The sequence below is a fragment of the Actinoplanes sp. NBC_00393 genome, from assembly GCF_036053395.1.
Taxonomy (GTDB): Bacteria; Actinomycetota; Actinomycetes; order Mycobacteriales; family Micromonosporaceae; genus Actinoplanes.
The window spans coordinates 9,272,160-9,293,358 of the sequence record NZ_CP107942.1; the positions used below are offsets into that span (position 1 = coordinate 9,272,160).

Annotated in this window: 16 protein-coding genes; 11 read left to right on the forward strand and 5 right to left on the reverse strand. The window is 70.8% G+C overall.

The genetic code is table 11. The features are described 5' to 3' along the window. Window positions 1-2 precede the first annotated feature (2 nt). The 3 genes from OHA21_RS42975 to OHA21_RS42985 all read right to left on the reverse strand — a co-directional run bounded on the left by OHA21_RS42975 (window position 3) and on the right by OHA21_RS42985 (window position 5,545). Window positions 3-1,952, reverse strand: coding sequence for a galactose oxidase-like domain-containing protein (locus tag OHA21_RS42975; RefSeq protein WP_328465210.1), 1,950 nt, complete (start codon window positions 1,950-1,952; stop codon window positions 3-5). After that, a complete protein-coding gene (locus OHA21_RS42980; RefSeq protein WP_328465212.1) occupies window positions 1,949-3,655 on the reverse strand; it encodes a glycosyltransferase family 2 protein in 1,707 nt (568 codons plus the stop codon). Before OHA21_RS42980 ends, OHA21_RS42975 begins: the two co-directional genes overlap by 4 nt. A gap of 99 nt (window positions 3,656-3,754) precedes the next feature. Then, complete coding sequence (locus OHA21_RS42985; protein WP_328465214.1) at window positions 3,755-5,545, reverse strand: hydrogenase maturation protein; 1,791 nt, start codon at window positions 5,543-5,545, stop codon at window positions 3,755-3,757. Window positions 5,546-5,737: 192 nt separating this feature from the next. On the opposite strand from OHA21_RS42985, the gene mfd reads away from it, so the two are divergent. The 4 genes from mfd to OHA21_RS43005 are packed head-to-tail and all read left to right on the forward strand — an operon-like array spanning window position 5,738 to window position 12,709. After that, on the forward strand, window positions 5,738-9,352 hold the full coding sequence (mfd, locus tag OHA21_RS42990) for a transcription-repair coupling factor (protein WP_328465215.1): 3,615 nt from the start codon (window positions 5,738-5,740) through the stop codon (window positions 9,350-9,352). Window positions 9,353-9,397: 45 nt separating this feature from the next. Beyond that, window positions 9,398-10,144 carry a hypothetical protein gene (locus tag OHA21_RS42995; protein ID WP_328465217.1) on the forward strand — a complete coding sequence of 249 codons (747 nt, stop codon included), beginning with the start codon at window positions 9,398-9,400 and terminating at the stop codon, window positions 10,142-10,144. Beyond that, window positions 10,141-11,082 carry a MazG family protein gene (locus OHA21_RS43000; protein ID WP_328465219.1) on the forward strand — a complete coding sequence of 314 codons (942 nt, stop codon included), beginning with the start codon at window positions 10,141-10,143 and terminating at the stop codon, window positions 11,080-11,082. The genes OHA21_RS42995 and OHA21_RS43000 overlap by 4 nt, the downstream gene beginning before the upstream one ends. Before the next feature lie 10 nt (window positions 11,083-11,092). After that, entirely contained in the window at window positions 11,093-12,709 is a 1,617-nt protein-coding gene (locus OHA21_RS43005) for a DUF885 domain-containing protein (RefSeq protein ID WP_328465221.1), read from the forward strand. Between the two features lie 1,010 nt (window positions 12,710-13,719). On the opposite strand, the gene OHA21_RS43010 is transcribed toward OHA21_RS43005, so the two are convergent. Both OHA21_RS43010 and OHA21_RS43015 read right to left on the reverse strand, forming a co-directional pair. Next, window positions 13,720-14,664: a hypothetical protein gene (locus OHA21_RS43010; protein ID WP_328465223.1), complete on the reverse strand. Its 945-nt coding sequence runs from the start codon at window positions 14,662-14,664 to the stop codon at window positions 13,720-13,722. Window positions 14,665-14,721: 57 nt separating this feature from the next. Beyond that, window positions 14,722-15,372, reverse strand: coding sequence for a hypothetical protein (locus tag OHA21_RS43015; RefSeq protein ID WP_328465225.1), 651 nt, complete (start codon window positions 15,370-15,372; stop codon window positions 14,722-14,724). Window positions 15,373-15,545: 173 nt separating this feature from the next. Between OHA21_RS43015 and eno the strand changes: the two genes are divergently transcribed. The 7 genes from eno to OHA21_RS43050 all read left to right on the forward strand — a co-directional run bounded on the left by eno (window position 15,546) and on the right by OHA21_RS43050 (window position 21,161). Next, entirely contained in the window at window positions 15,546-16,829 is a 1,284-nt protein-coding gene (gene eno, locus OHA21_RS43020) for a phosphopyruvate hydratase (protein WP_328465227.1), read from the forward strand. Window positions 16,830-16,907: 78 nt separating this feature from the next. Beyond that, complete coding sequence (locus tag OHA21_RS43025; RefSeq protein WP_328465229.1) at window positions 16,908-17,480, forward strand: FtsB family cell division protein; 573 nt, start codon at window positions 16,908-16,910, stop codon at window positions 17,478-17,480. After that, window positions 17,480-17,974 carry a DUF501 domain-containing protein gene (locus tag OHA21_RS43030; protein ID WP_328465231.1) on the forward strand — a complete coding sequence of 165 codons (495 nt, stop codon included), beginning with the start codon at window positions 17,480-17,482 and terminating at the stop codon, window positions 17,972-17,974. Before OHA21_RS43025 ends, OHA21_RS43030 begins: the two co-directional genes overlap by 1 nt. Continuing rightward, the gene (locus OHA21_RS43035) at window positions 17,971-18,465 is read left to right on the forward strand and encodes an amino-acid N-acetyltransferase (RefSeq protein WP_328465233.1); all 495 of its coding nucleotides are present in this window, start codon (window positions 17,971-17,973) and stop codon (window positions 18,463-18,465) included. Before OHA21_RS43030 ends, OHA21_RS43035 begins: the two co-directional genes overlap by 4 nt. Beyond that, entirely contained in the window at window positions 18,462-19,370 is a 909-nt protein-coding gene (locus tag OHA21_RS43040) for a Ppx/GppA phosphatase family protein (RefSeq protein WP_328465235.1), read from the forward strand. The genes OHA21_RS43035 and OHA21_RS43040 overlap by 4 nt, the downstream gene beginning before the upstream one ends. A 505-nt stretch (window positions 19,371-19,875) precedes the next feature. After that, entirely contained in the window at window positions 19,876-20,205 is a 330-nt protein-coding gene (locus tag OHA21_RS43045) for a PadR family transcriptional regulator (RefSeq protein WP_328465237.1), read from the forward strand. After that, a complete protein-coding gene (locus OHA21_RS43050) occupies window positions 20,202-21,161 on the forward strand; it encodes an HAAS signaling domain-containing protein (protein WP_328465239.1) in 960 nt (319 codons plus the stop codon). The genes OHA21_RS43045 and OHA21_RS43050 overlap by 4 nt, the downstream gene beginning before the upstream one ends. Window positions 21,162-21,199 lie beyond the last annotated feature (38 nt).

The following is a 21,199-nucleotide window of genomic DNA, read 5'->3' on the forward strand; positions in this document are numbered from 1 at the left end:
AGCTAACGCACCCGGACCCACCGGGCCGTCGACGGTACGCCCTTGTCGTCCACGAGGAAGAGCATGTACCAACCGGACGGCACGAGTCCGGGCTTCTCCGGAACCGACACCTCGACACCGTCGGCGCCGGTCTCCAGTTCGACGGCCACGGACCGCTGATCGGTGTCGGTCACGTGGGTGACCGAGCTGGGCCGCAGCAGCCGGGCCGAGGCGATCCGGGCGGCGTCCGGGGTGGTGAACCGGGCGGTCGAGCCACGGTCGATCTCGGCCGGCCCGCCGGTGATCCGGGGTCGTTCGCCGTGGAACAGGTAGGGCGGGCTGAACACCTCGATCCGCTGCTCGAACGTGCCGGCGTTCTTCCCGGACTTGTCGTAGAGCGGGTCGCCGCCCAGGGTGATCACCCGGCCGTCGGGGAGCAGGATCGCCTCGGAGTGGTAATTGCGGCCGACGGTCGACTCGGCGGCGGTCGCGAAGTCGTTCTCGGCCGGCCGGTAGATCTGCGAGTTGAACAGATCGCTGCGGGGTTTGCCCTGGTACGGCCCGCCGCGGTAGCCCGACGACCCGCCGGTGGTGAAGAGCGTGTCGTCCGGCAGCACCACTGTGGACAGGTAGCGGGCCGGGCGGGGCAGGTCCGGGCCGGGCTTGTACTCCGGCTTCTTCGCGTCGAGGTCGATGATGTCGGTCCGTGCCGTGGAGACCGGCGACTCACCGATCTCCCCGCCGCCCAGGATCATCACCTTCTGCTCCTGCGCCGGCGGGAGGAGCACGGAGGAGCTGGTCTCGGTCATCCGCGGGTCCCGCAGCCCCGGAACGGTCTTGAATCTGTTGCGCCGCACGTCCCAGACGCCCGGCGTACGGCCCTCGGTGTCCGAGCCGTAGCCGGCGTTCGAACCGGAGTAGAAGACCTGCCCGTCGGCCATCATGTGCAGGCCGGGATAGGTGGGGAAGTATCGCTTGAGCTCCGGGGCGCGGACCCAGCGGCGCTCGCCCGGCAGGTACCGCTCGTTGCGCCCGGGCAGCACCCGGCCGAACTGGTCGAGGCCGGAGACGGCGAGGACCTCACCGTTGGTCAGCCCGATCAGGGTCGGGTACCACCGGTGGTCCCGCAGGCTTCCGGTCTTGACGTAACGCTCGGCGACCGGGTCGAACTCGTACGACGTCTTGTCCCCGCCGTACTCCTGCTTCTCCCTGGTGATCTTGTCGGCCACGCCGTACAGGTTCTTGGCGTCGTCCCCGGTCAACCCGTCGATCCGGTACTGGGCGCCCTCGCGGGCCACCGGGGCGTCGCCCTTGCGTTCGGCGTCCACCCAGACCTCGGCCTCGCCGGCGTGCACCATCGTGTGCGCGCCGTGGGTGACCTTCTTCGCCGCCGGCACGGTCACCTTGGTCCGGGTCAGGTAGACCTCGCCGGTGGCGGAGAGCAGCCGGGTGCCCTTCTCGAAGGTCCGGTCGCCGTGGTCCGGCGACTCGTTCTTGAGCTTCATGACGCCGGCGGCGTGCTCGACGTCCTTCTCCAGCACCTCGTACGACTTGGTGCCGCCGGCCACCAGCAGATTGCCGTTCGGCAGGAAGGTGTGCCCGGCGCAGAACACGTCGGTGGGTGTCTCCACCTCGGTGAACTTCTCGGTGGCCGGGTCGTACAGGACCGTACGGAAACTCTTCTCCTCGAAGGCGTCGCGGTTGTTGCCGCTGCCCGCGATGATCAGCACCTTGCCGGTGTGCAGCAGCGCCGCGTGGATCGCGTTGACCCGGTAGCCGCGCGGCACCGGCAGGCGGGCCCAGTGGCCGTACTTCTTCTTGTAGGACTCCCGGTTGATCTGGTACGTGTGCAGCGCCTCGGCGCCGACCGCGACCATCGGCCGGTTGGCGACCGCGACTCCGGCGAGCACCACCAGCGTGGCCAGACCGCTCACCAGGCGACGAGCGAGGGTGGGACGCGAGGGGGGCTTCATGCGGAGGGCTCCTTCCGGGTACGGGTCAGCCAGATCATGGCCGGGGTGAGGCAGATGACGAGGTTGAGCGCGGGCCAGGCGTACATGGCGGCGTCGACGTGGTCGATGAACGGCGCGACGGCCAGCATCGCGGCGTACAGGGCGGCCCAGCGCAGTCCGGGTGCGAACGTGGCGAGCCGGTCCGGGCTGGTCGAGTCGCCCTTCGGCGTGACGACGAACCCGGCCCTCCGGCGCAGCACCGCGCCGAGGAACGACGACACGTAGATCGGAGTGCACAAAGTGGACGCCAGCATCCCGGCGAGCCCGGAGGATCCGGAACCCTCGTGCGGACTGACGTTGTGCCGCCGGTTGAACAGGTAGAGCCCGATCTGGAACAGCGCGGCGTCCACATAGAGCATCAGCCAGACCGACTCCGGCACCTGTACGCCCTTCGCGCCCAGCAGCAGGAATCCGGCCGCGTTCGCCGCGCCGAGCAGCCAGGCCGCCGCGGTCAGCGGGTAGTACGACATCAGCAGCGAGTAGTGCAGCGCCCGGCCCACCCCGAGCCGCCACGCCAGCCGGGCGAAACGGCGGACCACCACCTCGTCGGTGCCCCGGGACCAGCGGTGCTGCTGGGTGAAGTAGTCGGTCCAGGAGGACGGGCCCTCACCGACGGCGAGCACGTCCGGGGTGTAGACGGAACGCCAGCGGCGGCCGGTCTCCGGGTTCTTCGTGGCGTGCATCCGCAGGCTGGTCGCCATGTCCTCGGTGATCGAGTCCTGCAGACCGTCGATCGATCTGAGGGCGGAGATGCGTACGGCGTTGTTGGTGCCGACCAGCATCGCGATGCCACGCCGGTTGCCGGCCCGCTGCAGCAGCGAGTGGAACAGGTACTGCTGCGACTCGGCCCACCGGGTCACCAGGTTGTCGTAGTTGCCGTAGATCTGCGGGCCCACCACGAACCCGACGTCCGGGTCGCGGAAGTAACCGAGCAGCCGCTCGCAGAAGTTCGGCGCCGGCACGTGGTCCGGGTCGACCGAGACGAAGACGTCGTAGCCGTCGCCGTGCGCGTCGAGCCAGGAGTTGTAGTTGCCGTGCTTGGTCTTCGTCTTGAACGCGCCGGTTCGGGTGTTGTACTCGTCCCGCCCGTTCCGGCTGAAGTGGCGTACCCCCAGCCGCCGGCACATCAGCTTCACGATCGGGTCGTCGCCCTCGTCGAGCAGCCACACGTCGTACGTGCCGGCGTACCGGATCTTCCGGGCCGCCCGCAGTGTCTTCTCCACCATGGCGATCGGCTCCTTGCCCGGCACGATCGTGGTGAGGAAGGCGACCCGCAGCGTGGTGTCCGGGACGACCGGCACCGGATCGCAGGCCCAGAGCGTGGCGAGGCACAGCGTCACGACGTTGACCAGCCGGAACAGCTCGATCAGCGCGGTCGCACCGATCATGAAGACGGTGGCCACGTAGAGCACGGTGTGCAGGCGCTGGTCGGGCAGCTCGATCGAGGTGATCAGCCAGCCGAAGAAGGTGCTCTCGAAGGCGAACGCGAACAGCGTGATCAGCACCGTCCGGATCGGACGGCGGCGGGCCAGCCGCCGCATCCGGACCCGGTACGGCTCGCCGTCCGCGGGCGGCGGCTCGGCCGGCCCGGCCAGCACGCTGTACGCGCTGTACTCGAACTGGGCCGGGAACAGCATGGTGCTGCCCAGCTGGTCGCGGGGCATCGGAGCACGTCCGGTCGGCGGGCGCTGAGTGGGGACGGTGCGGTCATCGTGGGCAGGGGGAGTCGCCCCGGAACCCGGGGTGCGCAGAACACTCATCGATCAGGCCGACACCGACACCGGGACCGCTGGGCGAAGGGCAGGTCGTCGTTCGGCGGCCGGCCCGGCGTTCGTGGCCCGGGACCGGGTTGCAGTGGCCGGTCCAGCGTTCGCGGCCAGCAGCAGTCGCCGCGGCGTGCCGTCCGGGCGGATCTTGCGGACGAAGCCGCGGCGGGCGGCGGCGAAACCGGACCGGTCGGTGTAGATGTCCCGGCTCATCTCGGCCAGCTCGCGGGTCTCGTACACGTCCAGCGGAATCCGCTCGGCGGCCAGCCGCCTCGCCTTCGCTGCGCGTCGCTTGCGCGCGGTGCGCACGTCACTGTGGTGCTCGGCCAGGGCGGCGAGCCATTGCGCGTACGCCTCCGGGTGCCGCGGCCCGACCTCGTCCACCAGACCCATCCGGGCCGCCTGGCTCGCACTCACCGGCAGCCGCTCGTCGATCAGCCGTTGCGCCCGGTCCGCGCCGACCCGCCGGGGCAGCGTGAAGGTGTGCAGCTCGGAGCCGAACAGGCCGATGTCGTAGTAGGGGTTCAGCACGATCCCGTCCCGGGCGGCGATCACGTCGGCGCCGAGCCCGAGCATCACGCCGCCGGCTCCGGCGCTGCCCGCGTACGCCGCCACCACCAGCTGCCGGGTGCAGGTGATGATCTCCCGGCACACCTCGTTGATCGCCCGGATGCCGGCCCAGGCCGCCCCGGCCGGATCGGCCGACGCCTCGATCGCGTTGAGGTGGATGCCGTTGCTGAATGCCTCGGTCCCGCCGCGCAGCACCAGCACCCGGGTGTCCTGGGCGGCCGCGTGGCGCAGCCCGGCCAGCAGCCGGCGTGAGTGCCCGGGCGCCATCGCGCCGTTGTAGAAGTCGAAATGCAGCCAGCCCACCGCCCCGGAACGCCGGTAGCGGATCTGCCGGTACGCCGACGGCGCCTCCGGGTCGATCTCCGGCCCCACCGGCGCGTGCGGGACACCGCGCAGCCGCGCGCCGAGCACGCTGGTGGCCGGCAGTTTGATCCCGTCGTCACCGGCCGGGCGCAGGTGCCCGATCCACAGGCTGCCGTCGCCGGTGCCGACCAGGACCGCGCCCTGGCGGCGGCTGAGGATCACGCCCGGCCGGCCACCGCGGGCCAGGCCGGGGTGGGCGTCGTAGACGTACGCCGCCAGCCCACCCACGTCGGTGAGCACCCCGGGCGACCCGTCAGCGGCCCGGATCCGGCGCAGGATGACGTCGGTCGGCTCGGACCAGTCGAACGCCCGGTCCTCCTGCCGCATCTGCGGCCGGGGACGGGCGCCGGGCGCCTCGGTCGGAGCGTCCTCGGCCGGAACCGGGACGAACATCGGGTCGGCGGCCTTCGCCACGACCTCGAAGACGCACTCCAGCATGGCGTCCGAGACCGGCCCCGTATACAGCGCCGACTTCCGTGGCGGGGCCGCGGGCAGCGGAAACGTCCGGGTGGCCCAGATCGGGCCGGCGTCCAGCTCCTCGACCGCCTGCAGCGCGGTGACGCCCCAGGCCGGCAGTCCCTCGCTGATCGCCCAGTCCAGAGAGGACGGGCCGCGGTCGCCGACCGGTCCGGGATGCAGGATGATCGTCCGCCAGTGCTGCCAGACCTGCGCCGGCACGCGGTCCTTCAGGTACGGGCAGAGGATCAGGTCGGGCCGGGCCGCATGCACCCCGTCGACGATCTCCGGCCCGCTGGTGGCCAGCAGGACGCCCACCTCGTGCCCCGCCTCCCGCAGGGCGCACCAGACACGCTGGCTCAGGCCGTTGAACGCTGTAACGAGCAGCAGGATCCGCACGTTGCCTCCCCGGATGATGTGCTCCGCAACGTTCGGGCACTCTTCACGACCCCTTCGCGCTCATGTCGGACATGCTGTGCGATAACACGCGCCCAGCCGGAAGTGTCGGAGGGGCGGACTAAGCTGTTCCGTATACCCCCGCCCCCTTCGGGCGTCCGGGGTTGTTCGTCGTGCCTTCGGGGGTCTTCTCGCATGCAGCTTTCCGGTCTGATCCCAGCCGCCCTGCGCGACCGTGGTCTCGCCCGTGCCCGCGACCTGGCCCGCAAAGGCTTCGTCGACTCGGACTCGCTCGACCTCACGGCGCCGGTCTCGCTGCGGCCGTTCGTGGTCGCCACCGTGGCCGGCTCCGGCGAGTTCGGCGGGGCGCAGCGCCCGGTGCTCGCCGTCACCGCGACCTCGCGTGAGGCCGACGACCTGGCCGACGCCCTCGGTTGCCTGATCGAGCCGGGCCGGGTCGCCGTCTACCCGTCCTGGGAGACGCTGCCGCACGAGCGGCTCTCCCCACGCTCCGACACGGTCGGCAAGCGGCTCGCCGTGCTCCGCCGCCTGGCGCACCCCGGCGAGCAGCCCCTGCAGGTCGTCGTCGCGCCGGTCCGGTCGATGCTCCAGCCGCAGCTCAAGGGCCTCGGCGACCTGGAGCCGGTGGAGCTGGTCGCGGGCCGCGAGGCGGAGCTGGAGGGGGTCGCCCGCCGGCTCACCGACATGGCATACGCGCGGGTCGACCTGGTCACCAAACGCGGCGAGTTCGCGGTCCGCGGCGGCATCCTCGATGTCTTCCCGCCCACCGACGAGCACCCGTCCCGGGTCGAGTTCTGGGGCGACGAGGTGGAGGAGATCCGCACCTTCGCGGTCGCCGACCAGCGCACCATCGACCAGGTGGAGCGGCTCTGGGCGCCGCCGTGCCGCGAGCTGCTGCTCACCCCGGAGGTCCGGGCCAAGGCCGCGGCCCTCGCCGCGCAGCATCCCGAGCTGGCCGAGATCCTCGACAAGCTGGCCGAGGGCATCCCGGTCGAGGGCATGGAGTCGCTGGCGCCCGCTCTGCTCGACGGGACGGACAGCATGGAGCTGCTGCTCGACTGCATGCCGGCCGGCACGCACGTGCTGCTCTGCGACCCGGAGCGGATCCGCACGAGGGCGCACGACCTCACGCGTACCTCGGATGAATTCCTCGAGGCCTCCTGGGCCGCGGCCGCCGTCGGCGGCCAGGCCCCCATCGATGTCGGCGCGGTCGCCTTCCGGCCCCTCTCTGATGTACGCGCTCATGCCGCGACCCTGAAGCAGCCCTGGTGGACGGTCTCCCCGTTCGGCCTGGCCGTCGAGGAACCCGCCGCCGCGCTCCCCTGGGAGGACGCCACGTCGGTCGAGGTCTCACCGGACCTCGGCGACGCGGTGGCGCTCGCCGCGCAGCCGGTCCCGCTCTACCACGGCGACACCGCGAAACTGGCGGGCGACCTGTCGGAGTGGGCCGGCCGGGGCTGGGCCATCGCCCTGGTCTTCGAGGGCAAGGGGACCGCGCAGCGGGCCACCGAGCTGCTGCGCGACGCCGGCCTCGGGGTCACCCCGGTCGACTCCATCTCGTCGCCGATCGAGGACAACCAGATCCTGATCACCTGCGGCGGGCTGAACCACGGGTTCGTCGACGAGGCGTCCCGGCTCGCGGTGATCACCGGCAACGACATCTCCGGCGGCCGCGGCGCGTCCACGAAGGACATGCGCAAGATGCCGGCCCGCCGGCGCAACACCATCGACCCGCTGGAGCTCAAGACCGGCGACTTCGTGGTGCACGAGCAGCACGGCATCGGCCGCTACATCGAGCTGGTGCAGCGCACGGTCAACGGCGCCGACCGGGAATACCTGGTGATTGAGTACGCCGCCTCCAAGCGGGGCCAGCCCGGCGACCGGCTCTACGTGCCCACCGACCAGCTCGACCAGCTCTCCCGCTACGTCGGCGGCGAGTCGCCCTCGCTGCACAAGATGGGCGGCGCCGACTGGCAGAAGAGCAAGGCCCGGGCCAAGAAGGCGGTGAAGGAGATCGCCGCCCAGCTCATCCAGCTGTATGCGGCTCGGCAGGCCTCGCAGGGCCACGCGTTCGGGCCGGACACCCCGTGGCAGCGGGAGCTGGAGGACGCCTTCCCGTACACGGAGACACCCGACCAGCTTGCGGCCATCCACGAGGTCAAGCACGACATGGAGCTGGCCGTCCCGATGGACCGGCTGATCTGCGGTGACGTCGGCTACGGCAAGACCGAGATCGCGGTGCGGGCCGCCTTCAAGGCGGTGCAGGACGGCAAGCAGGTGGCGATTCTGGTGCCCACCACACTGCTGGCCCAGCAGCACTTCAACACGTTCACCGACCGGATGAGCCAGTTCCCGATCCAGATCAAGCAGCTCTCCCGGTTCCAGACGCCGAAAGAGGCAGCGCTCGTCGTGGAGCAGGCCGCCGACGGCACCGCGGACATCGTCATCGGTACGCACCGGCTGATCGCGCAGTCGACCCGGTTCAAGAACCTCGGCCTGATCATCGTGGACGAGGAACAGCGCTTCGGCGTCGAGCACAAGGAGCAGCTCAAGGCGCTGCGGGCGTCGGTCGACGTGCTGACCATGTCGGCCACCCCGATCCCGCGGACCCTGGAGATGGCGATCACCGGCATCCGGGAGATGTCGACGATCGCCACCCCGCCGGAGGAACGGCACCCCGTGCTGACCTACGTGGGGGCGTATGACGAGAAGCAGGTCGCCGCGGCCATCCACCGCGAGCTGCTCCGCGACGGCCAGGTCTTCTACCTGCACAACCGGGTCGAGTCGATCGACCGGGCGGCCCGCAAGCTGCGCGAGCTGGTCCCCGAGGCGCGGGTCGCGGTGGCGCACGGCCAGATGAGCGAGGAACAGCTCGAGAAGGTGATGGTCGGCTTCTGGGAGAAGGAGTTCGACGTCCTGGTCTGCACCACGATCGTCGAGTCCGGCATCGACATCCCGAACGCGAACACGCTGATCCTGGAGCGCGCCGACCTGCTCGGCCTGGCCCAGCTGCACCAGATCCGCGGCCGGGTCGGCCGGGGACGCGAGCGGGCGTATGCGTACTTCCTCTACCCGCGCGACAAGCCGCTCACCGAGCACGCCCACGAGCGGCTCGCCACCATCGCCCAGCACACCGAGCTCGGCGCGGGGATGTATGTGGCGATGAAGGACCTGGAGATCCGCGGCGCCGGCAACCTGCTCGGCGGCGAGCAGTCCGGCCACATCGAGGGCGTCGGTTTCGACCTCTACGTGCGGATGGTCGGCGAGGCGGTCGCGCAGTTCAAGGGCGAGCGCCCGGAGGAGGAGCCCGAGGTCAAGATCGACCTGCCGGTCGACGCGCACCTGCCCACGGAGTACATCGCGGTCGAACGCCTCCGCCTGGAGATGTACCGCAAACTCGCCGAGGCCCGCGACAACGTCCGCCTGGAAGAGGTGATCGCCGAGATGACCGACCGGTACGGCGAGCCGCCGGCCCAGGTCGTCAACCTGATCGCGGTGGCCCGCTTCCGCCAGCTGGCCCGGCAGTACGGTTTGACCGACGTCTCCCTGCAGGGCAAGCACATCCGCTTCTCCCCGCTGCCGCTGCCCGACTCGAAACAGATGCGGCTCAAGCGCTACCACCCGGACTCGGTCTACAAGGCCGCCAACGACCAGGTGAGCGTCCCCCGGCCGAGCACCCGCCGGGTGGGCGGCGAACCCTTGCGTGACCAGGAGCTTCTGCAGTGGTGCGCCCAGCTGCTCAAGGACGTCCTCGGCGAGGTGCCCACCCCGGCCGCGGCAGGGCGGTAGGGGGTGGGCGACGCACATCACATTGCGCATGAGACAGTTCTGACCATGCTGCGTGCTCGCCGACTCGCCACCGCTGTTGTCGTCGCGTCTCTCACCGTGGGCGGGCTCGCCGCCTGCCGGTCCGAGCCAACCGTCGCCGCCTATCTCGGTGACACCGAGCGGGTTTCCGAGCAGCAGGTCCAGGAGATCTGGGACGAGGCGTACGACGTGCTCGCCGAGAACCCGGCGCCGCCGGCCGAGGGTGAGCAGGCCAAGCCGGTGCAGGTGCCGTTCACCCGGGGCGACGTCGTGCACGCGCTGGTCACCCGGGAGCTTCTCGGGCAGGTCGCCGGGCAGCACGGGGTCACGCTGCCCGCGCAGATGCCGTACGAAGAGGGTGCCGCCCAGATCCAGCTGCCGCCCGACCTGCAGTACGTGCGGCTCTACGTGGACAACCTCGTCCTGCGCAACCAGCTGATGGAGAAGGTCCAGACCAGCACTCCGCCGGCCGACGACGACCTGCGGCTCGTCTACGACACGCTGGCCGCGAACGGCGGGGTGCAGCCCGGGCAGACCTTCGAGACCTGGAAGTCCGAGCAGGTCACCGACCAGAACAAGCAGGTGGTCGCCACCGCGGCCGTCCTGCGCGACGAGCTCGAGGCGGCCGCCGAGGACCTCTCGGTCAAGGTCAACCCGCGCTACCAGCCGTACGAGGTGAATCTTCTGCAGGTCAACGACGGCACCAACAGTCTCGACCTGCTCAGCGCCGAGTTCGGCGAGGACCAGTCGGTTCCGGTGGCCGACGTCTCTTGAGCACCCGGATCGTCCTGCTGGTCACCTCGCCGCGACTGCCGGCCGGGCTGTTGACCGCTGAGGCCTGGGATGTCGTCCGGGCGTACCCCGTCTTCGCCGCCGCCGACAGTGACCAGGCCGAAGCCCTGCGGGTGACCGGTGTGCCGGTCACCATCCTGGACACCGATGCGCAAGGCCTGCTCGATGCCATCGCCGGGCAACCCGCCGCGGTCTGGCTCGCCGGATCCGGCGGCGACCAGGCGTTCGCCCGGCAGCTGGGTCTGCGGCTGGCCCGCGAGCCCGGGCTGGCCGAGTTGGAGCTGATGTACGGCTCGTGGGATCCGCCCGGCGCGCGGCTGCTCGACGCGGTCGCCGTGATGGACCGGCTGGTCTCGCCCGGTGGCGACCCGTGGAAGCAGGCACAGACGCATCAGTCGCTCGCTCCCTATCTGCTGGAGGAGAGCTACGAGGCGTACGACGCGATCGAGTCGGACGACCTCGACGCGCTGCGCGAGGAACTCGGGGACGTGCTGCTCCAGGTCGTGCTGCACGCGCGGCTGGCCGAGGAGTGGACCATCGACGACGTGGCCGGTGGGCTGGTCGAGAAGATGGTGCGGCGCAATCCGCATGTGTTCGCGGGGGAGCAGGTGCGTGACCTCGAGGAGATCACGGCCAACTGGGAGCGGATCAAGCAGGCGGAGAAGGAACGGGAGTCGGTGCTCGACGGGATCGCGTTGAGTCAGCCGGCGCTCGCTCTGGCGGCGAAGATTCTGCAGCGGGTGGAACGGGGCGGGGTGGGCGTACCGTTGCCGGACCCTGACGACCTGGGCGCCGTCCTACTGAAGGTGGTCGCCGAGGCCCTCGCCGCGGGCCTCGATCCCGAGGCCGAGCTACGCCGAACCGCACTCGGGTACGCGGACGCGGTGCGTGCGGCGGAAAATGTCGGTCCCTCCGAGTAGGTTTTTCGGCATGCCGGAGTTCGTACCGCTCGCCGAGCGCATCGTCGACGCCCTCCTGGAAAGCGATCCCGCGACCGCGTCCTACGCGGGGGATCACCGGTTCGACGACCGCCTGCCAGACCTGTCCGCGTCCGGTGTCGCCGGGCGGCTCGCCATGCTGCGTGACGCCGGTGACGCGCTCAGCGGGGTCGACGCCGACGGGCTCGCCCCGGAGGAGCAGGTCGACCACGCCATCCTGGCGGCGCAGGTCGAGCGGGCCCTCTTCGAGCTGAGCGACGTGCGCGAGCACGAGTGGAACCCGTTGGAGCACAATCCCGGGCCGCTGCTGCACGGGCTGATCGCGCGGCCGTTCGCCCCGGTCGAGGAGCGGCTGGAGAGCCTGGCCGGCCGGCTCGCCGCGATCCCCGACGCACTCGCCACCGCCCGTGCCGTCCTGCGTGACGTGCCGCGGATCCACGCCGAGACCGCGGCCGGGCAGTTCGCCGGCACCGCCGCCCTGATCCGCGACGAGGTGCCCGCCATGCTCGCGGGCGCGCCCGCGATGCGCGACGTCGTTGAGCCGGCCTCAGCTGCCGCGCTGGAGGCGCTGGGCGAGTTCGACGGCTGGCTGCGCGGGCTGCTCGACCGGGGCGAGCCGGGCCGCGACCCACGACTCGGCCGCCGGCTCTGGGAGGCGCGGCTCTGGCACACGCTGGACACCGAGCTCTCCGCCGCCGAGGTGCTCTCCCGGGCCTGGGCCAACCTCGACCGGGTCAGCGAGGAGCTGCGGGCAGCCGCCGGCGAGCTGGTCGGTGGTCCGGCCACCGACGAGACGGTGCGTCGTGGGCTGAACATGATTGCCGAGCAGCACCCCGACAACACGTCCATCGTCGGGCTGGCCAAGGTGACGATGGACGAGGCCACCGAGTTCGTCCGCCGGCACGACATCGTGTCGCTGGTGGACGATCCCTGCGTCATCGAGGAGATGCCGGAGTTCGCCCGCGGCGTCGCGGTGGCCTACTGCGACCCACCCGGCCCGCTGGAGACCGCGGAAGTCCCCACCTTCTACTGCATCGCGCCGGCTCCCGCCGACTGGCCCGCCGAGCGGATCGCCAGCTTCTACCGGGAGTACAACAACGAGATGCTCCGCAATCTCACCGTGCACGAGGCCATGCCCGGCCACTTCCTGCAGATCGCCCACTCCCGTCGTTTCCGGGCCGCGACCCGCGTGCGGGCGCTGGGCTGGTCCGGCCCGTTCGTCGAGGGTTGGGCAGTCTACGCGGAGGAGCTGATGACCGGCCTCGGCTTCGGCGGCCTGCCGGTCCGGCTCCAGCAGCTCAAGATGCAGCTGCGGATGAGCCTCAACGCGATCATCGACCAGCTCACGCACTGCGACGGCCTGCCCGAGTCCGAGGCGATGTCCCTGATGACCGGCCGCGGCTTCCAGGAGGAGGGCGAGGCCGCCGGCAAGTGGCGGCGGGCGCTGCTCACCTCGACCCAGCTCTCCACCTACTTCGTCGGCTACACCGAGGTCGCAGCCATCGCAGCGGCCCGCCCCTTCGGCGCCACCCCCCGAGCCTGGCACGACGCGATGCTGGCGCATGGCTCACCGCCACCCCGCCACTTGCGCACCCTGCTGGGCGTCTGACCCACCCGTCACAGCCCAGCCCACTCCGGCCGCAGCCCCAGCCTGCTTCGGCCGCAGCCCCTGCTCGCTCTGGCCGCAGCCCCAGCCCGCTCTGGCCGCAGCCCCAGCCCGCTCTGGCCGCAGCCCGCCCGCTCCGTCCGCAGCCGAGCCACTTCGACTACGGTCGGAACCCGCGTCGGCCGTGGCTCGAGTCCGCGTCGGCCGTGGCTCGAGTCCGCGTCGGCCGTGGCTGAGATGGGTTCGGCCGCGGCCCAAGACCGCCTCAGCCGTGCTCGACACGGATTGGACCGCAGCCCGAGGCCCGTCCCTACAGCAGCCACGACCAAACCCGATCCAACACGGCGAGTCGCCAGCATCCGCCACTCGGTGCTGGGCCTTCCGCGGGTCGTCTCCGGCCCGGGTTCTGGCCCGGCCTGGGTTCTGGCCCTGCCCTGCCGCTCACGGCGTGGCCAGCGATAAGGCTTCCGTCCAGTAGTTCGTCTCCGAAAGGGCACAGGCAATTGCTGCTGCTCGGCTACAAGCTGCAGCCATGTTCAACCACGGCTCGGCGGCAGGGGCTGACCCAGCTGTCGCTCTTGCCGGTTATCCGAGGCCAAGAGCTGCCTGGGCGACGGCTGAGTTGATCCGGCTGTCGCTCAGGCTGGTTATTGGAGGCTGGAGGCCTGGCTGGGCGACGGCTGGGTTGATCCGGCTGTCGCTCAGGCTGGTTATTCGAGGCTGGAGGCCTGGCTGGGCGACGGCTGGGTTGATCCGGCTGTCGCTCAGGCTGGTTATTCGAGGCTGGAGGCCTGGCTGGGCGACGGCTGGGCTGGTCCGGCCGACGTTCACGCTGGTTATTCGCGGCGGTGACTTGACCCGGCGAGGGTGGAACCGACGGCGGAGTGGCCAGGCGAGGGCGGAAGCCGGCGGCGGCCTGGCGAGGGCGGAAGCCGGTGGCGGCATGGCTCGGACAAGGCGGCCTGGCGAGGGCGGATGCCGGTGGCGGGGCGAGGCTAGGCGGTGCGGCGGGATCAGTTGCTGCGGCGGTCGACGAAGTGGGCGTTCGGCGGGATGGTGAAGTCGAGGTCGTCAGTCTCTTCGGTGTACTCGACCAGCACCATCTCCACCGCGGCGCCGTCGATGTGGCCGGTGAAGCTGGCCAGCATGCCTTCCACCGTCACGCAGGTGCGGAAGCTGTCCGGGCCGCGGATCTGCAGGCAGGTGGCTGGGCGGCCGGCGAGCGTGGTGTCCTGCCGCTCGATCTCCAAGGCCGGGTCGATCGAGGCGTCCTCCAGCATGGTGAGCACGGCCTCCGGCTCCACCATGCCGGAGGTCGGCGGCAGGGAGCGGGGTGAAGCCGGCTTGGCCGTGACCCGGGCGGCGGGTGACCGGCCAGAGAAGGGCTGGGCGGATGGCTGGGTGGCAGGCGGCCGGGCCGATGGCAGCTGGGCGGAGGGTTGCTGGGCCGATGGCAACTGGGCGGAGGGTAGCTGGGCCGACGGCAGCTGGGCGGAGGGCAGCCGGCTGGCAGGCGACTGGGCCGATGGCAGCTGGGCGGAGGGCAGCTGAGCGGCGGGCGGCTGCGCGGAGGGTGGCTGGTTGCCGGCGCTGCCTGGGTCGGTGGTGGTACAGACCAGCTTGTCCGCCGGCCGGGTGCACTCCGTGATGGTGGAGGACGTGGTGATCATGCGGCCGGAGGGATACACATACGCGGTGCGCAGGGGATCTGTGCGCCGCGCTGCGCGGGCCGTTGCGCCGCCGGGTAGGCGGTATGTCGCTGTGTAAGTCAGTGCTGACGTCCCGGCCAGCTGGGTGGCCATCTCGGCGGCCAGGTCCTGGCGGGTGCTGCCGGCGGCGCTCGCCTGGTCCAGGTCCGTGCACGAGGTGGTGACCATGATCAACAGGGTGGCGGTCAGGATGGTGCCGGCGGATACGCGGCGGGGCCGCGCGGTCGCGTGAAGCGGGAAGGCGGGCACGAGGCTCACCCTTGCGCACCCGCCGACACCGTGCAATCGAGTTAACCGGCGCGGGGCTCAGACGGCGGTGAGGGCGTCGGATGCGGCCAGCGCCGCCACGCGGGCGCGGGCGACCTGCTGGCGTAGGACGTACCGTCTGATGATTTTTGCCTGGCGTTCGTCCTGCTCGAAGATTGCCACCATCTCCACCACGACCGGGCCGCGGACCGGCACCTGCTGCCGGATCGCGCTGACCCGCAGGGCGGTGGCCGGGAACTCCACCACCTCCCCGTCGAGTTGCACCCGCAGGGTCATCTCCTGCCCCGGCCGCAACTCGACGTCCGTGAAGTGGGCCCGCACCGAGCGCTCGCTGATGTCGTGGACCAGCCCGACACACTCGGGCGCGTCGGCGCGGACCAGCTGGACGCTTTCGCCTCCGCCGCCACGGACGAACATGCGCCGCTGCTCGATGACCGGGGTCGTGGAGATCGTGAAGTCGGCCCGGTTCTCGTCCAGCGAGACCACCGTGGCGCGTACGGCGTAAAGCCCTCGGGGCACGGCCGGCCAGCGCAGGGTCACCGACGACCCCAGCGGTGGCACGTCGTCCAGGGCTAGCGAGAGTGTCACGGCAGCGTCGGTGACCCGGACCACTCGGACTTCCGAGAGGCGTTCGTCCCCGGTGTCCATCTCGACGCGGGTGCCGGCGGCGGGAAACAGGCTACTGGTCATAGTGCCCACTGGTTCGGCAGTCCGGGCGGGTGTTTGAGGGATAGCGACCGGAGAGTTCACCGGCCCCGCGAACGTGTCACCGCCCGACTCGATACGCTCAGGTGCGTGGTCGGCCCGCAGGGTCGCGGACCGGAACTGAATAACGTTCAACTCTTTAGGGAGCGACACGACTAATGGCCACCATTGAAGCGATCGTCGCCCGCGAGATCCTCGATTCCCGGGGTAACCCCACCGTCGAGGTCGAGGTCGGCCTGGACGACGGCACGGTCGGCCGCGCCGCGGTTCCCTCCGGCGCCTCCACGGGTGCGTTCGAGGCGCTCGAGCTCCGCGACGGTGACAAGGGCCGCTACCTCGGCAAGGGTGTCGAGAAGGCGGTCGCCAACATCGAGGACAAGATCGCTGACGAGCTGATCGGCTACGAGGCGAGTGAGCAGCGCCTCATCGACCAGAAGATGCTCGACCTGGATGGCACCGACGGCAAGTCGGAGCTGGGCGCCAACGCGATCCTCGGCGTGTCGCTCGCCGTCGCCAAGGCCGCGGCGCTCTCCGCCGAGCTGCCGCTCTTCCGCTACCTGGGCGGTCCGAACGCCGCGCTCCTTCCCGTGCCGATGATGAACATCCTCAACGGTGGCGCGCACGCCGACTCCAACGTCGACGTGCAGGAGTTCATGATCGCCCCGATCGGCGCGCCGACCTTCCGTGAGGCCCTGCGCAGCGGCGCCGAGGTCTACCACGCGCTGAAGTCGGTGCTGAAGAAGAAGGGCCTGTCCACCGGTCTCGGTGACGAGGGCGGCTTCGCGCCGAACCTGCCGGCCAACGCCGCCGCGCTGGACCTGATCGCGGAGGCCGTGCAGGCTGCCGGCTTCTCCCTGGGCAGCGACATCGTGCTGGCCATGGACGTCGCCGCGACCGAGTTCTACAAGGAGGGGGCGTACGTTTTCGAGGGCGCCCCGAAGTCGACCGACGAGATGATCGCCTACTACGCGAAGCTCGCCGCCGACTACCCGATCGTCTCCATCGAGGACCCGCTGTCCGAGGACGACTGGGCCGGCTGGAGCGCGATGACCTCCGAGCTGGGCGACAAGATCCAGATCGTCGGCGACGACCTGTTCGTCACCAACCCGCAGCGCATCGCCCGCGGCATCGCCGAGGCGGCCGGCAACGCGGTGCTGGTCAAGGTGAACCAGATCGGTTCGCTGACCGAGACGCTGGACGCCGTGGACCTGGCCCACCGGGCCGGCTTCAAGACGATGATGTCGCACCGTTCCGGTGAGACCGAGGACGTCACCATCGCCGACCTGGCGGTGGCGGTCGGTTCCGGCCAAATCAAGACCGGCGCGCCGGCGCGTTCCGACCGGGTCGCGAAGTACAACCAGCTCCTGCGCATCGAGGAGCAGCTGGAGACCGCCGCCCGGTACGCCGGTGCGGGCGCGTTCCCGCGTTACCGCGCGGGCTGACGTCCAGCAGACAGATCATGGAGTAACGGCGCCCCGCTCAGGCGGGGCGCCACCACGGTCGGTGGGGAGGGCAGGGATTTGACGCAACGCCGCATGCCGAGCGGGCAGGGCCCGGCCCGCCGCACCGGTCCGCGCGCGGGTGCCGGTGGCCGCCCGTCGACCTCGTCGACCACACGGGTTCGTAACACCGGGCCGATCCGGGTGCCGGCGTCCCGGCGTACCCCGAGGTCTGAAGGCGGCCCGGCCGCCAAGCGCACCGACGCTCCCCGCCCGCGCGCCCTGACCGGCCGGGCCACTGTCCTGATCGCGGTTTTCGTCGCCCTTGCGCTGGCCTACACCTACCCCCTGCGGGTGTATCTGGAGCAGGAGTCGCAGATCGCCGAGATGGAGCGGGCCGCGACCGCCCAGCGGGCGAAGATCGCGGACACCGCCAAGGAGCTGGAGAAGTGGAACGACCCGGAGTACCTGCGGATCCAGGCCCGGGAGAACTTCTTCTACGTGCGCCCCGGCGAGACGCCGCTGCTGGTCTATTACGATGCGGCTGGCGCCGCTCGCGACGCCGAGGAGAAAGCGCCGGCGGCCGCTCCGGACCGCTGGTACGACACGCTGTGGAGCAGCGTCCAAGCCGCGAATGCGGAGCCCGCTGACTGATGTCTGAAGCACCAACCCCCGAGGATCTCGACGCTGTCGCGGCCCAACTCGGCCGTCGACCGCGTGGCACCAGGGCGGTCGCGCACCGCTGCCCGTGCGGCAACCCGGACGTGGTGGAGACCGCGCCGCGCCTCGACGACGGCACCCCGTTCCCCACGCTGTTCTACCTGACCTGTCCGCATGCCACCGCGGCGTGCAGCCGGCTGGAGTCCGCCGGCGTCATGCGCGACATGCAGGAACGCCTGAGCACCGACCCCGAGCTGGCCAAACGGTACGCCGAAGCACACCAGGACTACCTGGACCGGCGAACCGCCATCGAGGACGTTCCGGAGATCGCCAAGGTGAGCGCGGGCGGGATGCCCGACCGGGTGAAGTGCCTGCACGTCCACCTTGGCCACGCGCTGGCGGCCGGCCCCGGGGTGAACCCGTTCGGCGACGAGGTCCGCGACGCGATCGGGCCGTACTGGTCCGGCGGATCCTGTGTGAACCGATGATCGTCCGGCGGGCGCGCACCACCGATGTCAAAGCGATCCGGGCGCTGGTGGACACCTACACCACCGATCGCCGGCTGCTCAGCAAGGCGACGGTCACCCTCTACGAGGCCGTCCAGGAGTTCTGGGTGGCGGCCGACGAGGACGATCAGGTGGTCGGCTGCGGCGCCCTGCACGTGATGTGGGAGGACCTCGCGGAGATCCGCACGGTCGCCGTCGACCCCGCTCGGCGCGGTCAGAAGATCGGCCACCGGATCGTCGCCGCCCTCATCGAGCAGGCGCGGGAGCTCGGCGTGGCCCGGGTCTTCTGCCTCACCTTCGAGACCCGGTTCTTCGGCTCGTTCGGGTTTACCGAGATCGACGGGGCGCCGGTTCCGCACTCGGTCTACGAGCAACTGCTTCGCTCGTACGACGAGGGTGTCGCCGAGTTCCTCGATCTGGAGCGGGTCAAGCCGAACACCCTCGGGAACACAAGGATGTTGTTGCACCTATGAGAGTCGCCGCGATCGACTGTGGGACCAACGCGATCCGCCTGCTGATCGCTGACGTCAACGGGGACGAGCTGGTCGACGTCGCCCGCCGGATGGAGATCGTCCGGCTGGGGGAGGGCGTCGACCGTACCGGTCTGCTGGCTCCGGCCGCGATCGAACGCACCCGCCAGGCCCTGCTCGGCTACGCCGCCGAGATCGCCGAGCTGGGCGTGACCCGGGTCCGGATGTGCGCCACCTCGGCGAGCCGGGACGCGAGGAACGCGCAGGATTTCCGCGACATGGTCCGCGGCGTGCTCGGCATCGATCCCGAGGTGATCACCGGCGAGGAGGAGGCCCAGCTCTCCTTCCTCGGCGCGGTGCAGGGCCTCGACGCCGAGGGGCCGTTCCTGGTCTACGACCTGGGTGGCGGCTCCACCGAGTTCGTCACCGGCACCACCACGGTCGAGCGGGCGATCTCGATGGACATCGGCTGCGTCCGGATGACCGAGCGGCATCTGCACTCCGATCCACCCACCGCCGCCGAGATCGCTGCGGCGGAGGCGGACATCACGGCGGCCGTCGACACGGCCTTGGCGGCCGTTTCCGGCCAGGAAGCCAGGACGCTGGTCGGCCTGGCCGGGACGGTCACGACCGTGACCGCTCTCGCTCACGACCTTCCGGCGTACGACTCCGCGCGCATCCACCACAGCCGGGTCGAGGCCGCCGACGTCTCCCGGGTGACGCGTGACCTGCTGAAGATGACCGTCGCCGAGCGGCGAGCCCTGCCGGTCATGCACCCCGGCCGGGCCGACGTGATCGGCGCCGGCGCCCTGATCATGAAGATCATCCAGGCCCGTTCCGGCCTGCCTTCGGTGATCGCCTCCGAACACGACATTCTCGACGGCATAGCCTTCGGCCTCTCCCCCTGACACGACCCGCCACCCGCGGCCCGCCACACGTCCTGGCCTCCGCCGCCGCCTCCTCCTCCTCCTCGATCTTGCAGAGCTGGCCGGAATGGTGCGTGCGAACGTGCATACCGGGCGGCTGGTGTGCGCGAGCCGCCCGTCCGACATGTCTCCAGCGCGGCAAACGTGTCTGGGTGGCGGCTCGTGGGTGGCGGCCGCCTGTCAGACGTGTTTTGAGGGCGGTGAGACGTGTCTGGGTGGCGGCTCGGGGGTGGCGGCCGCCTGTCAGACGTGTTTTGAGGGCGGTGAGACGTGTCTGGGTGGCGGCTCGTGGGTGGCGGCCGCCTGTCAGACGCGTATTGAGGGCGGTGAGACGTGCCTGGCTGGCGGCTCGTAGGCGGTGGCGCCATAGCACGTACGGGGAGGCGGCGGCCGGCTGCCGGAATGCGTTCCGCGCGCCGTCGCGTCGACCGCCAGGCGGGTAGCGCGCTGTTGACGGTACTTCGGATTGCGCAGTAGTGTGCCTCGCGTGGATCCGACCCAGCTACTCAAGGGCGTGCTCGACCTGGCGGTTCTCGCTGTCCTGCGGGACGGGGACGGCTACGGCTACGACATCCTGCGCCGTCTGCGTTCCGCCGGGCTGGAGGACGTCGGCGACGCCTCCGTCTACGGCACGTTGCGCCGCCTCTTCAACGGCGGCCTGCTGAACAGTTACGTGGTCCCCAGCGACGAGGGGCCGCACCGCAAGTACTACGCCCTCAACGAGGCCGGCCGCGCCGAGCTGCAGCGGTCCGGCAAGGTGTGGCAGGGCTTTGCTTCGATCATGGACGATCTGCTTCGCGAGCGGGGGACGGCGTGAACCTGACAGCACAGGACGAGATCGCTTCCTATGTCGAGCAGGTGCGGCTGGCGCTCGCGCACCTGCCCGCGACCACTCGCGAGGAGCTGCTCGAGGATCTTCCGGAACACCTCGCCGAGGTGCTGGCCGAGGGCGGCGGCTCACTCGTCGATCGCCTCGGCACGCCGCAGGCGTACGCCGCGGAGTTGAGCGCGAGCGCCGGGATTGCCGGCTCGGGCAAGGCGCCGCGGCCGCCGGCGGGCGCCGCCCGTCTCGCCGAGCTGCGGGGGCGGCTCGGCGAGGCGACGCGGCGGGCCGATGTCCGGGTCGGTCCCCTTCTGGGGTACGCGAAAGCCAGCGACTTCCTCGTGCTGCTCCGCCCGGCCTGGTGGGTGCTGCGCGGTTACCTGGTCGCGATGGCTCTCGCCTACATGTTCTACAACGCGGGCGCGCCGCTCGGCCTGCTGCCCCGGATCGAGGACAACGAGCTGCTCGGCCTGCTGCTGCTGATCGGCACGGTGCTCGGCTCGATCTGGCTCGGCCGCCGCGGCCCGCTCGTCAAGCCCGTGCAGCGGTTCCTGCTCGGGGCCGGCACCGTGCTGCTGCTGCTCTTCGCGGTGGTCGGCCTCTTCGAGGCGGACGAGCAGGCACGCCGCTCGGGCTACATCGAAACCACGACGTACGTCAGCGACTACAACGGCGTCGACGACGTGTTCGTCTTCGACAGCCAGGGCAAGCTCGTCCAGGGCGCCCAGCTCTACGACCAGAACGGTCAGCCGATCAAGATCGGTGGCGATGCCTTCTGCCTCGACGACGAGGGGAACGAGATCGAGAGCCGCCGGCTCGGCTACCCGCGCTGCCCGGAGCAGGCGCCGTTCCTGATGGCCGTGCCCGAGGAGTCGGTCGCCCCGACACCGTCGGCGGCGGCTCCGTCACCGTCCGCCAGCGCTGCCCCGTCTTCCTCCAGCACCAAGTAACACCTGGTCATCGGGGGGTCGCGCGGGAGGATGGCGAT

Bases quoted from the DNA above. Each gene is read 5' to 3' on its own strand.
- eno (WP_328465227.1), top strand. From the start codon at position 15,546: ATGGCCACCATTGAAGCGATCGTCGCCCGCGAGATCCTCGATTCCCGG.
- OHA21_RS43035 (WP_328465233.1), top strand. From the start codon at position 17,971: ATGATCGTCCGGCGGGCGCGCACCACCGATGTCAAAGCGATCCGGGCG.
- OHA21_RS43040 (WP_328465235.1), top strand. From the start codon at position 18,462: ATGAGAGTCGCCGCGATCGACTGTGGGACCAACGCGATCCGCCTGCTG.
- OHA21_RS43015 (WP_328465225.1), bottom strand. From the start codon at position 15,372: ATGACCAGTAGCCTGTTTCCCGCCGCCGGCACCCGCGTCGAGATGGAC.
- OHA21_RS43030 (WP_328465231.1), top strand. From the start codon at position 17,480: ATGTCTGAAGCACCAACCCCCGAGGATCTCGACGCTGTCGCGGCCCAA.
- OHA21_RS42995 (WP_328465217.1), top strand. From the start codon at position 9,398: ATGCTGCGTGCTCGCCGACTCGCCACCGCTGTTGTCGTCGCGTCTCTC.
- mfd (WP_328465215.1), top strand. From the start codon at position 5,738: ATGCAGCTTTCCGGTCTGATCCCAGCCGCCCTGCGCGACCGTGGTCTC.
- OHA21_RS42980 (WP_328465212.1), bottom strand. From the start codon at position 3,655: ATGCCCCGCGACCAGCTGGGCAGCACCATGCTGTTCCCGGCCCAGTTC.
- OHA21_RS42975 (WP_328465210.1), bottom strand. From the start codon at position 1,952: ATGAAGCCCCCCTCGCGTCCCACCCTCGCTCGTCGCCTGGTGAGCGGT.
- OHA21_RS43005 (WP_328465221.1), top strand. From the start codon at position 11,093: ATGCCGGAGTTCGTACCGCTCGCCGAGCGCATCGTCGACGCCCTCCTG.